At 40.4% G+C, this 12,760-nt stretch carries 7 protein-coding genes; 2 read left to right on the top strand and 5 right to left on the bottom strand.

The window, feature by feature from the left end:
- Positions 1–7: 7 nt before the first annotated feature.
- The 3 genes from BUF13_RS17565 to BUF13_RS17555 all read right to left on the bottom strand — a co-directional run bounded on the left by BUF13_RS17565 (position 8) and on the right by BUF13_RS17555 (position 4,665).
- Entirely contained in the window at positions 8–1,978 is a 1,971-nt protein-coding gene (locus tag BUF13_RS17565; protein ID WP_073573115.1) for a M1 family metallopeptidase, read from the bottom strand.
- Positions 1,979–2,064: 86 nt separating this feature from the next.
- Positions 2,065–2,796 (bottom strand): subclass B1 metallo-beta-lactamase, encoded by a 732-nt coding sequence (bla, locus tag BUF13_RS17560; protein ID WP_073573114.1) that lies wholly within the window; start codon positions 2,794–2,796, stop codon positions 2,065–2,067.
- Between the two features lie 63 nt (positions 2,797–2,859).
- Complete coding sequence (locus BUF13_RS17555; protein ID WP_083586511.1) at positions 2,860–4,665, bottom strand: alkaline phosphatase; 1,806 nt, start codon at positions 4,663–4,665, stop codon at positions 2,860–2,862.
- A gap of 173 nt (positions 4,666–4,838) precedes the next feature.
- Between BUF13_RS17555 and BUF13_RS17550 the strand changes: the two genes are divergently transcribed.
- Both BUF13_RS17550 and BUF13_RS17545 read left to right on the top strand, forming a co-directional pair.
- Positions 4,839–6,644, top strand: a complete 1,806-nt coding sequence (locus BUF13_RS17550; RefSeq protein ID WP_083586510.1) for a metallophosphoesterase family protein — start codon at positions 4,839–4,841, stop codon at positions 6,642–6,644.
- 101 nt (positions 6,645–6,745) lie between these two features.
- Complete coding sequence (locus BUF13_RS17545) at positions 6,746–8,482, top strand: metallophosphoesterase family protein (protein ID WP_073573113.1); 1,737 nt, start codon at positions 6,746–6,748, stop codon at positions 8,480–8,482.
- 386 nt (positions 8,483–8,868) lie between these two features.
- Here the strand turns inward: BUF13_RS17545 and BUF13_RS17540 are convergent, their stop codons facing one another.
- Both BUF13_RS17540 and BUF13_RS17535 read right to left on the bottom strand, forming a co-directional pair.
- Positions 8,869–11,628 carry a TonB-dependent receptor gene (locus BUF13_RS17540; RefSeq protein ID WP_073573174.1) on the bottom strand — a complete coding sequence of 920 codons (2,760 nt, stop codon included), beginning with the start codon at positions 11,626–11,628 and terminating at the stop codon, positions 8,869–8,871.
- 21 nt (positions 11,629–11,649) lie between these two features.
- Positions 11,650–12,732, bottom strand: coding sequence for a phytase (locus BUF13_RS17535; RefSeq protein ID WP_073573112.1), 1,083 nt, complete (start codon positions 12,730–12,732; stop codon positions 11,650–11,652).
- Between the last annotated feature and the right edge of the window lie 28 nt (positions 12,733–12,760).

Raw genomic sequence — 12,760 nt, 5'->3', positions numbered from 1 at the left:
TTATTTGTCATTTTGACCAAGTATTGTCAGTTACGTCCTTATCAGGAAATCTATTGTGGGGATCTAAAGTGATCTTTTTGATAGATTTCAAATTAGGGATTTCGACCTTATATTCTCGCTTTCCATCAAGCCACACATCCACTGGATAAGAAAACTCTAAGGTATTTGGACTAATCATCACAGCATTTTCCAATTCAGAAACTCCACCAATTTCACCTTCATATTCCACCTGAAGAATAATTGGCGAAGGCATTTCCCCATCTTGTCTCACAGTAACTATAGTCTTATCAGAATTTACCTCGACTGATTTTATCGATCCATCTACAGATTCTGTAGTAAACAACCAATAATACCAAAACCAACCCAGGTTTTCTCCCAAAGCATGATCCATGAAAAACATGTAGTCCCAAGGTGATGGATGTTTGAAAGCCCAAGTGGCAGCATATTTTTTCATAGCGGCAATCACCGCATCATCTCCTACGATTCCTCCAAGCATAGAAAGCATCAAGGGAGTTTTCAAATAAGTCTGGTATCCATAGCCACTTCCTGCATTGTTTGCAGACCACATTAAAGGAGCTTCATCTTCGTTCCCACTCATCCTTCCGTAGCTTTGCCCCCATCTGTCCAAATCGAAGGGAACACCTTTGCTATCCGCTCCCGAGAGGATATTCATAAATTGGTTGAAACCTTCATCCATCCAGCCATAGCGAGTTTCGTTTGTACCAACCATCATAGGCCACCATTGGTGAGCCACTTCATGATCTGCAGCACCTTGATTTGAATTGATTACCATTGGGTATTCCATACCTGCGCTGGGCCCATCTTGCATGGTCAGTTGAGGAAATGGATAGGGTACCCAAAGGGAAGAATAAAACTCCAAAGCATGTCTGGCTCTTTCCCCTGCATGTTCAAAATATTGAGCACGCTCAGGAATAAAGACCATATGAATAGGAATCGCTCCTTTTTCAGGAATCATTGCCCGGGTAGCTTTCCAGATAAATCTATCTGAAGTAGCCCAAGCAAAATCATTCACCTTATCTGCCAAAAATCTCCAGGTCAGAGTTTCTCCATTTTTAGTGCTTTTTCCCGGTCCATTTTCTTCTTGGCTGACGATAGTCACCTCCTCATCAGTACCCAAAACGGTAGACAATCTTTGAATAGCAGTCGGCGTCAAAACCTCCTCAGGGTTTTGCAAAACCCCCGTACCACTTACAATCCATCCAGCAGGTACTGTCAAAGACACATCAAACTTTCCAAAATTGTTAAAAAACTCAGCTGGCCCTAAATACTCGCTTGTTTCCCAACCTCTCAAATCATCATATTTCGCCAATCTCGGGAACCACTGCGTAGGCTGAAAAAGTGTACTGTCAAATCTCTGGGTCATTCTATGGCCTCTTCCTGCTGTTCCTCCCGGCAATTTGGTATGCCAGCTAATTTCCAATTCCCCAGTGCTTCCTGCAGGAATTGGTTTTTCCAAAGTGATATAAGCCACAGTTTTTGTCAAATTACTCGCTCTCAAAGCAGGAGGATCATTTCTTCTTGCTGGCGGCAAATCCAGATCAATAGAAGTCCCATTCACTTTGATGGAAGTCACTACCATTCCTTCTGTTTGCTCAGCAGGAGTAGAAGAACCCCTTGGCACATCCGCACGGAAAATATTATGATCCAATCGAAGGACTAAATTAGGTAGATCAACTTTGCTATTATTATGAATGGTAATGGTCTCCGTACCTGTAATGGTCTGAGTTGAAGGATCCAATTTCGCATCAATGACAAAATCCGTTTCCAATTGCCAATAGTTAGGCCCCGGCTTCCCAGTAAAATCTCGAGTACCAGCTTCAAAGGCTTTTTTGATCGAATTGGTCATAGGCACATCTGTTCTGATGGCCCGACTGTCCGTCTCAATGCTTGTTCTAAACTTCTCTTGCCCAAAAGAAGAAGAGGAGCAAAGAAATAAGAGTAAAAGTAGTTTCTTCATCGTTTTTCGTTTCTACCTTTCAAGGTAAGAAAATTGAACATGTCGCAGAAAAGAATTTGAAAAGCGGTAAAATGAAGGATAGTGTATTAGTTTTCCTTGGCAAAAAGCTGGATTGTATAATCCAATAACTCTACACCTCCTGCTTGTCCATGACCCGGAACTACCAATTTCAAATCCGGGAATCTTTCCTTCACTTTCGCAACTGTAACAGGCCAAGCTTCCACATTTGCATCTCCCAAAAACCCTTCACTTGCACCCTTTGCTTTGATCATGCATCCCCCAAAAAGAACCTGGTCTTTGGGAAAGTAGGCGACTACATTATCAATCGTATGTCCTTCTCCAAAAAATTCCACCAGTAACTCTTCACCTCCTACATGGAATGTTTTTGTTTTATCAAATCGCTCCTGAGGAATAGGAAGCTGATGAGAAGCAGCCAAATTATGGGTCATGATATTCGCATAAGATGGAATCCATGAAGCCTGAAATTCCAAAAGTCCACCTGTACAATCTTCATGAAAGTGAGTAGGAATCACAGCTATAATTTTACTTTTCAATTCCTCTTCCACATACTCAATCAATTCTTTGGAGGAGGCATCATCAACCGGTGTATCGATGACAATTGCCTCGCCATTCGAAACGACCACCATCCCATTGCATTCCACTTTTCCAAAAGAATCTGTCTGCAAATAAGAAATGTGACGATATGTATTTGGAGCAATTTTCTCAATCTTTAGGATTTCACTTTGTCCAAATGAAAGGTTGGAAAACATAAAAAATGTGGCCGCTAAAAGGCCCAAAGAGAAAAAGAATCTAGACATGATCAGAGTTTTAAAATGAAATAAAACCCAATCAAAAATCAGTCTAGATTCTTCAATTCCAATTTATTTCCTTTGAATTAATTTCATGATAATTTGATGGACTTCAGAATTTTCAATAATGCCTGAAAACTCTTCGCTTCCAGCTCCATAAGCAAACAATGGTACCATGATTCCAGTATGGTCATCGCTGTAGTAGGAAAGTTCAACTTCTCCTTTTTTTACATTTCCCTGCGGTAAAGCAACCCCACCTGTTTCATGATCTGCGGTAACCAAAACCAAAGTCCCTGAATTTTCATCGGCAAACTTGATTACATCTCCAATTACTTTATCGAAGTTGACCATTTCTCTGACGATCTTTTCAGAATCATTGGCATGTCCTCCCGAGTCAATCATCCCGGACTCCACCATCAAAAAGAAAGGCTTATTCTTTTCTTTCAGAAATGCTAAAGCAGCCTCCACACTTTCATCAAACAAAACTCCTCTCCCATCCTGCATGGCAGGAATCCCATCTTGACTGGCAAAAAAACCGACTTTTTCAGATCTAGAATTCTCGATTTCTTCTACGGATTGAGCAAGTTGAAAACCTGAATTTTTTAAATTCTCCATTTCAGTTTGGAAAGTTTTCTTTCCACCTCCAATGAACAGATTCAATGGACTTTTAGAAAGCCAGGAGGCTAAAATCGCTGAATCGTCTCTTTCGGAATGATGCGCATAAAAAGAAGAAGGAGTAGCGCCAGTCATTTGATCAGTAGTCACAACACCGGAATTCCAGCCCAAAGGCTGAATTTTCTCTGGAAGGTTTGCCAAAATCTGTCCATTGGGATCTACTCCAATTGCACGGTTGTTTGTTTTCTCACCTGTGGCATAGGCCGTAGCACCAGCTGCTGAATCTGTCGTAAAATCATCCGCCGCATGGGTTTTCACCAAGGCCATTTGTTTCAAATTCCCTAGGTTTAGTTGCCCGCCATTACCGACCATTCCTGCAGAAATTTGCGCCAAACCCATTCCATCTCCGATCATCAAAATGATCTGCTTGGGAGTATTGGGCTGCGAGATAAATTTCGGCTGGTATAAGTCATGTCTTTCCGCTTGGGTGAACGTATTTTTTCGATAAACCTGTAGGTAATCGAAAGCGCCTTTCGGATCGTCAGTATTGATATAATCGACTCCCATCATAGCGAATGCATTCCAGGAAGTCTTGCTATCCGGTGTAGCCCAAAAGCGAACTGGCTTGTTAAATGAATGAACCTTGGCCACAAATTCTTCAATAGGCTTCAATTCAGATTCTACGATTCTACCTTTTCCATTCCAAACAGAAAAAGATCTGAAACTTAGACTCACCATCCCGATTTTGTCCCAAGGAAGGGAAGCGTCTAAATCTCTGCTTTGGTAATCAAATTCTATAAAGGAAGGGTATTTTGAATAATCCTCCACTTTGGGACGACTTCCGGAAATAATCAATTTCAACCCTTCTGGATTGCTATCGGAATAAAAAATCGATTCAAACTTTTGAGCTTCCTCTATCACTTTGTCCAAGGTGGAATAGGCTTCTGTTTTTAAATCCACCAAAAGCGTAAAATCAATCTCTTCGATCAAACCCAATGCAAGACCTTTTTGAATCGGCTCAAAATAAAGCGAACTCAAGGTCTTGTTGGGATCAATGCTTTCCTTTTCGTGAGCAACAGTCAATTTGCCATTTTCTAAAATCACATCTGCCTCAATGGATTGGGCTCCACCTGAATAGGCATCCCAAAAAGGGACTTTTTGAAGGTAATCGTTATGGGAATGGATTTTAAATGAACTCTGGGCAAACAGACCTACACTAAATAGGATTGAAAGTAAAAAACTAAGAAGTACTGATTTTTTCATGGCCAAAAGTATAATGATTTAAGAAAAGGACTCGATTATACATTCCTCTCAAGCTTAAAATTAATAGTTTATTAATCCATCCTACTATTTGGCAACATTCACATAAATCATTTTGATGATTATTTGATCCCAAAAATCAAGATTAGTCAATCCTTATTTTGTTTATTTCGACCATGAAGTCCCCTTTTAAAGCACCTTCCTTCTTTTTCTTTGCTGCCTGTTTCTTCCTATTCAGCCTGAGTAATATTTCAAGCCTTTGTGCACAGCAAAGTCTAAAACCAAAAGTCGCCTTCGTTTCGGACATCCATCTACAAAACGTTTACGGTGATTTTGGTAAAGACTCTTTTCAGGGAATCTCCATGGATAATGGCCAACCAAACGCCACTATCCGGAGCATGCGGGCTCAGATCAACTCGACAAGGCTTTTCAATGAGAATTACTTCGCGCTAATCCAAGCATTGGAAAACTTAGCTGAACAACAAATCAAGTTGGTGGTTTTGCCGGGGGATTACACTGATGATGGACAACCTATGAATGTTCGCAAATTGGCCAAAATCCTAGATTCTTACTCTCGAAATTATGGGATGAGATTTTTTATCACCACAGGAAACCATGATCCGGTCTTACCCTTTGGAGGAAAAGCCGGAAAAAGAGATTTCTTAAACATGGATGGTTCTGAGGTTGGAATTACCGGAGACAGTCTTTTGCTTGGAAAAGGCTATACTTTCCTATCAGATTCTTTGAATTACTGGGGCTATTCGGATATCATGAACACCTTGGAGCCCTATGGTTTCTTCCCTCATCCTGAAGATATTTTCTGGACTCATCCTTTTGAGGAAATCGATTATGAGTCCTATTCTTTTAAAAAGGCTGAAAGCAATTCAATACTGGAATCCCGACAATTTATTGATGAAAAAAGTGGTTTAAAGCTACCCGATGCGAGTTATGTTGTAGAACCTGTGGAAGGACTTTGGCTTTTGGCAATTGATGGGAATGTTTACCAGCAAACTGGCTCCGAAAATCAATCTCCTTTCGATAATTGGAAAGGATCAAGCGTCGGATTCAATCAAGCTTCCCAGCTCAAGAAGCATCAGTTGGATTGGATCAAAAAAGTAAGGACAGAGGCAGATAAAAGGGGGAGATTACTTATTTCATTCAGCCACTATCCGTTGGCGGACTTCAACAATGGAAGCACGCCAGATATGAAGGAATTATTCGGTGAGAATAAAATGCAATTGGCGCGAGTACCCTTGCCTCAAGTTTCCCAAGCTTATTCAGATGCAGGTATTCAGATTCATTTTGCAGGACATATGCATCAGAATGATACGGAAATCTTCAAAGGAGAAAACGGAAAGAAGCTTGTGAATATTCAAGTGCCTTCATTAGCTGCTTTTCCTCCGGCATTCAAAACGATGTCCTGGGTAGATGCAGACAGCCTTTTGATTCAAACCCAGACTTTAAATCAAGTTGAGGACTTCAAATCCTTTTTTGACTTGTACCAAAGAGAATATGAGTTTCTTGAAAAAAATGAACCTTCCAAACTTTGGGATAGTCAAATCTTATCCGTTGAGAATTATTGGAACTTCACCAATGCACATTTAGAAGAATTGACCAAAACCCGATTTCTAAAAGAGGATTTCCCAAAAGATCTGGCAGAGTTGCTGCAAAATTCCAGTTTGATGGAATTGATAAATCAACTCGGATTAGACAAACAATCTATTTCTAAATTAGAGGGAGCAGATCAAGCTGGTTTGGTGATTCAGGATTTTTACCGGATCAAAAATGCCGGAGATTTTGGAAAGCAATTGGTTGGAAAAGACCGAATGGAACTCTATCAGAATTTGACCTTGGAAATGCCTGAATCTGGCGAAAACAAGGAGCTGATTCAATTTTTCAAAATCCTCAAACAATTAAGCAATGACTTGCCTTCTTCTGATTTCTGGATCAAAATATCTGAATTAGAGGTCATTGAATTTTAAGCCTGAATTGAGGAAAAACCCGAGATTCCTATAAATTGACAAAAGATTCAATAGCTCTTAACATTGAATCAACATCCAAACTTTTAATTCGCGGTAAAAAAATGCGCAAACTCCTTTTCCTTGTAGGGATTTTTCTAATCCATTTTTCAAGTCTTGCCCAATCGGATCTAGATCTTTGGCTTTGGCCAAATCCAGGACTTCCCCGAAATGCAGCAAGTCCTTTGTTCCAAGATAGTTTGAGCTTAAGACCTTTTGAGGTTCATAACCCTATTTACCTTCCCAATCGGATCAACGAACCTTTGAGCAAACAATATCAATTTGACTTGCCAGAGGGAAATTCCGAAATGGAGTTTTGGTTTTTCGAGCATGGTAATGAGCCCATCGGACTGGAGTTGTTTGTTGGTAACCAAGTTCTACTGGGCCTTTGGAATCATCAATGGCAACTAGGAAATGCTGTTGCTTCCCAGCAAAAATGGAATAAGAGATTCACTCATCTTGTTATTCAAAGACAAGCTAATACCTGGACATTTTGGGAGAATGGGAAACTGATTAGAACCCAAGACTTAGTTTCAAATAGCGATCAATTATACATCCAATCTTACCTACAGCAGGAACCCTATTTCAACTTGGATCACTGGATCAAACATTTGGCTATCAAGGCAAATATTTCCAATGAATCTGAAATTCAAAAGAGCTTTTTGGCTCATCAAGAATGGACTCAGGAAGGAATCAGGATACCTGGAAAGTTGCATTTTGTTGCTGAACCCTATCTCTACGCACCAGATGCTGAAAGCATGAATATTACAGTGGAGACCAATGAAAAAAGTAATCTCTTCATTCAGGTTGGAGAAAGCATTCCTTTTATGAACAAACCCAGTCCTGCTCCAGGAACTGAGGGAGTTCAGACTTTTGAGTTGAAAGGTCTCAAAGCCGGGATTCAATACTTTTATCAGATCAAGGGAAAAAATCAGGCTGGTGAAGAAATTGATTCGGGAGTACTCACTTTTAAGACCCCAGAACCGGCAGAAAACCCGATCTTATTCGGGGTTGTATCTGATACAGAAGCACGTCCCTGGGTCAATGAGCAAATCGGACAAAAGCTTTGGGAAGAGCGAGTGGATTTTGTGATCCATATGGGAGATATCACCGATGGAGGAAAAGAAAATAATAAGTTTGAATGGACTCAAGAGTTTTTTCCGGGATCTTCTGCCCTTTTCTCCAGAATAACTCACGTTCCTGTGGCAGGAAATGGCGAAGGAGATATTTTTTGGTACAAATACTATCATCCTCAAGCCAATGAATTGGGAGCTTACCGCTATAGCAATGGGCCTGGCGATTTTTATGTACTCAACTCTAACGAGATGGATGAATTGCAGCCTGGTGGAGCACAATATGAATGGCTAAAAACTCAACTCCAACAAAATAAGGCAGACTGGAAGTTTGTTCAGATGCATCATGCCCCCTACTCTTCAGATGAAAATGATTATGGCAATACTTGGGAAGGTTCCAGTACTTGGGGAAATAGAAAGCTACAGCCTCTTCTGAGATTATTGGAGCAGGAAGGTGTAGATGTGATGTTCTTTGGTCATTTGCATACCTATATGAGAACTTTCCCACTTTTTGAAGATCAGGTGGATGAAGAAAAAGGAATCCATTATATCCAATTAGGTGGAATGGGCGGAAATTTGGAGGATTTTGCCCCCGCAAGACCTCATTTTTCCACCAAAAACTTTAGAGGGTTTCATTATGGCGTGGTGGCATTGACTTCCCATAAGTTCGAATTGAAAGTCTATAATGCTGATGGGAGTTTGATAGATTTAATGGAAATCGAGAAGTGACTCAATCCTAACTTGTTAAAAAAGCAAAATTGAAAATATAAAGAGGAGCTTTCACAAATTGTAGTTCCTCTTTTTTTTCAAAAATCCCTTTTCGACTTTCTCTTGGAGATCCAAACGATCAATTCTGATAGGGCTAAAAAGGAGGATGCGATGGCAAGAATAGAAATAAAACTCAAGGGATGGTGCTTTTAATCGGGGCGCAATACTAAAACAATCCTCTCCCTATTCTAAAAAAACCGTGTTAAGTTTTAAAGGAACCCGTGAAACTTAACACTAAGACTTTAATTCAACCTTTTTTGATTTGAATACCAAAAAGAAAAGCAAGCCTCATTGAAGCTTGCTTTTCCAAAACAATTCTATTCTTAATCTACCTTATTTTTTCATTATTAATTAAACAAGTCAAACTTCAACCCGAAGTTGAACCTTGCATTGTAGTACTCAGCTTGCATGGTTCTAGACTGGATTCCCTGATAATACCTCAAAGGTTGATTGGTCAGATTATTTCCTTCGGCAAAGACTCTCCATTTAGGTGTGATCGCATAAGAAGCATTGACATCCAAGAATGTTTGCTGATCATAATAACGATCCTCAAATCCTTCACCACCCAATTCATCCAAGTAATCTGATGCATAGTTCAGAGATACTCTCACAACCCATTTCTTATTTTCATAAGACAAAGAAGCATTGAACATGTGGTTGGCCGTACCCGGCAATTCCAAATCTTCACCCTCTCTACCTTCAATACCAGTTGTGCTTGATTGGGTATAGGTATAGTTCAAGTACACACCAAAGTTCTTCAGCAATTGTCTCTGAAATGAAGTTTCAAATCCAAATACACTAGCCGTTCCACCATTATCTGGTCTGGAATATTGAAGGTCAGAACCGAACTGAGGATCGGTATACCCTTGAGAAGTAATCGTGTACACGAAATCATCAATATCCTTATAAAAAAGCCCCCCGGAGAACAAACCTACATTGTCATAATATCTTTCAGCCATCAGATCAAAGTTCATGGATGTGGAAGGCTTCAGATTTGGATTTCCTCTTTCTAATTCTTCATCTTCTGGACTGAAAGCCGCATAAGGAACCAAGTCATAGTAATTTGGTCTGGCAATGGTATTGGTCCAAGCAAATCTCAAAATTGTATTGGAGTTCGCATCGTATTTGAAATGTAGACCAGGCATCACATTGGTATAGTTTTGACTTCCCTCAGCTCTTGAAACAGTCTCATTATCGATGTCAAAAATATTTCCAACATAATCGATGGAAGTAAGCTCTAATCTCAATCCTCCAATTACAGCCAATTTACTGCTCAATTGATGATCTGCCATCACATATCCTCCAGTGATTGACTCCTTTGCATTGAAGTTTCCAGGAACATATTCCTCCAAAATATCGGACTCCTCAAACAAAGAGGAATTTTTGAAATCCAGATTACCCAAGAAGTTTGGATCTACAAATGTTCCAGCTGCATATTGAGAACCAGCCAGGAAGTTTCTATCTGAGACATTGATATTCGTTACATCTCCGATGGTAGCACCAAAAGCTTCCTCATCCAATGGCTCATATTCGAAATAGTTGTTGTTTCTATCCTTGTTTTTGCCTCTATATCTAGCTCCGAATTGAAGAATACCTTTGTCAGAATATGGAAGTTTAAAGTCAACTTTTGCATTCAAATCTTCATCATAGGTATAGCCATACTGTTCAGAAAGTCCATTGAATCCGATTCCCATATTATCAGATATATCTGTCAAAATCGCCAATGGTTTTTCGGGATTAGAAACATCCACAGTCACATTTTGACCGCTGGAACGATAGGATGTATAGCGTTCATGAGGTCTTTCTTCTGAAGCTTTTGCATAGGTCATGCTCCAGTCCATCTTCAATTTATTGAACAGGTGATCCCCGCCCAAAGTCAGATTGTAAACTCGCTGATCTTCCAATCGGGCAGCCTTGTTCCTTTTGCTGTCCAAGCCACCTTTCGTTTCAAATTCTACTCTCCCTGCAGTCTGATATACTCCTGAGGAGACTTGCGTGAAATCACCATCATCAAATGAATCATCCAATTGGCTTACTCTCATTCTGAATCTGTTCTCCCAATCATCCCTGTGATTATACATTCCAGAAACATAAAGTTTGTGATTGGCACTAAATTCATAGTCCAAAGCCAAAGTTGCCGAGCGTCTTACACGTTGAACGCGATATTCTCTGATATCAAATTCCTCCAATACAACCCCATTGTCTGAGTTATACCATACGGCTTCAATGTTATCTGAGCCAAAGTTGTGATTGTTGTAAGAGCCAGAAAGGATCACGCCAAGTTTGTCATTCAAAAAGCGGTTTCCAATCACCAAAGCGCCTGTCCAAATGGGCTTATTGGACAGCATATTCACTCCTGAGGCAGCCGTACCAGAAATTCTCAATCCATTGGGTGCCTGTCTTGTCACCAAGTTAACCGAACCACCGATCGCATCCGCATCCATACTTGGCAAAACAGCCTTGTTTACCTCAATGGTCTGGATCATATCTGATGGAATCAAGTCCATCTGCACATTTCTATTGTCACCTTCAGCAGAGGGGATACGCTCGCCATTCAAAGTCACAGAGTTTAACTGGGGAGCCATTCCTCGGATGACAATATTTCTGGCTTCACCCTGATCATTCTGCATGGTGATGCCTGGAATTCGTTTCAAAGCATCCCCTACATTGGCATCAGGAAATCTACCGATCTGATCAGAAGAAACCACATTGGTGATATTTGCATTGTTCTTTTGCTGATTTAGAGCTTTGGCTTGGCCTTTCAATCTATCTCCGAATATGACAATACCCGTTCCTTCAATGGCAGCCTCTTCCATTTCAAATTCAACCTCGGTAGTTTTTGAATTCTGAATCTGAACAGTTTTTTCTTTACTTCCATACCCGATGTAGCTCACCAATACATTATAGGAACCTTCTTCCAAATTCAAGAGAATGAATTCACCATTCTGATCAGTCACTGCACCTTTGGCAGTCCCTTTCAAAAGCACACTTGCACCTGGCAAGGATAAATTTTGATTATCGACAACTTTCCCTTTCAGGACTCCTTGTGCCATCCCTGTCAACGTTGCGACTAGAAAAGCACAGATCATTAGAAAACTTCTTTTCATGATTGTTAACATTGAGATGGATTATTTTTTAATTGCTTTTTCAAGATCCTCCCAGTTGTAGATTTGGAAAGTCTTGTCGTCGGACATGGCTACAAATAGCCCTTTTGGAAATTCAGCTCCCAAAGCCTGGTTGGTGACTTCAGATCCGTCGCTAGAAATCGTGCTTAGTGGAAGTTTGGTGATCAAAGGATGTCTATTTGAATTGGAGGCCTCTCCTTCTCTGGGAAATACATGAAACAAGTTGGCTTCCTGATCGGAAACTAGAATATATCCTGTTTGTGCCCCTGTTTTATAGATGGAGATCCCTTCATGATCTTTTGTAAAACCTTCTGTGGCAAAAAGTGCCAATTCCTCATTTCCTTTCTCTGGATCAGCATAGTATTTTCTTACGCCAACCCCCTCGTCAGAATAGTAGATAAAACCTAACTCAGCATCAACTGCAATTGCTTCGATTTCCTTGTTGCCGGAATAGTTACCAAACTTTCGAACCAACTCAAGTTCAATTCCGTCAATCGAACCTTTCATTTCGTATTGCCACAGGTAGCTTCCATCGGTAGGACCGTTTTTCCTACCAGCGATTACATAGGTTTTTCCGGTTACTGGATCTTTATAAGTCGCTACCCCCATCAAATCCTTGTATTCAGGACCTGTTTGACCGACATAAACCTCAATTCCTCCTGGATTGATCTCAGTCATATCTGGCAAAGAATAAAAGCGAAGCTTTGAAGTCAGTCGCTCGCCAGTTACAGCAAAGTCGACAGTTTTGTCCCCCATAGGCAGGCCATAGCTGATGTCTACATTATTGGGACGTTGAATTCCTTTTCTAACCAAAGAGTCAATAATTTTTCCCTGGATATCGAATACATAAAGAGCTCCCAAAGAGTCTTTGTCCGTTCCTACAATCAGACTTTTTGTAGGATCCTCCGGATTGATCCAAATAGCTGGATCATCGGTATCGTGAGTCACTTCGTCAGTCACATAAACCGGTTGAATTTTCTGTTGCTCCATTGCCTCTTCTGAGACAACTTCTTCCTTGGGTGAGCTGCAGGCAAAGCTTGAAATCAAGCCAGCAACACTCAAAAACTTTGTAAAATTTTTCTGCATTTCGCGTTGGTTATTTGCTGGGACAATT

It is taken from the genome of Algoriphagus zhangzhouensis (genome assembly GCF_900148515.1).
GTDB classification, from domain to species: Bacteria; Bacteroidota; Bacteroidia; order Cytophagales; family Cyclobacteriaceae; genus Algoriphagus; species Algoriphagus zhangzhouensis.
The sequence above is the reverse complement of the archived record's forward strand: the minus strand, read 5'-3'. Positions and strand labels throughout refer to the sequence as shown.

Coding starts and splice junctions, on each gene's coding strand:
- BUF13_RS17565 (WP_073573115.1), bottom strand. CDS start 1,978: ATGAAGAAACTACTTTTACTCTTATTTCTTTGCTCCTCTTCTTCTTTT.
- bla (WP_073573114.1), bottom strand. CDS start 2,796: ATGTCTAGATTCTTTTTCTCTTTGGGCCTTTTAGCGGCCACATTTTTT.
- BUF13_RS17555 (WP_083586511.1), bottom strand. CDS start 4,665: ATGAAAAAATCAGTACTTCTTAGTTTTTTACTTTCAATCCTATTTAGT.
- BUF13_RS17550 (WP_083586510.1), top strand. CDS start 4,839: ATGAAGTCCCCTTTTAAAGCACCTTCCTTCTTTTTCTTTGCTGCCTGT.
- BUF13_RS17545 (WP_073573113.1), top strand. CDS start 6,746: ATGCGCAAACTCCTTTTCCTTGTAGGGATTTTTCTAATCCATTTTTCA.
- BUF13_RS17540 (WP_073573174.1), bottom strand. CDS start 11,628: ATGAAAAGAAGTTTTCTAATGATCTGTGCTTTTCTAGTCGCAACGTTG.
- BUF13_RS17535 (WP_073573112.1), bottom strand. CDS start 12,732: ATGCAGAAAAATTTTACAAAGTTTTTGAGTGTTGCTGGCTTGATTTCA.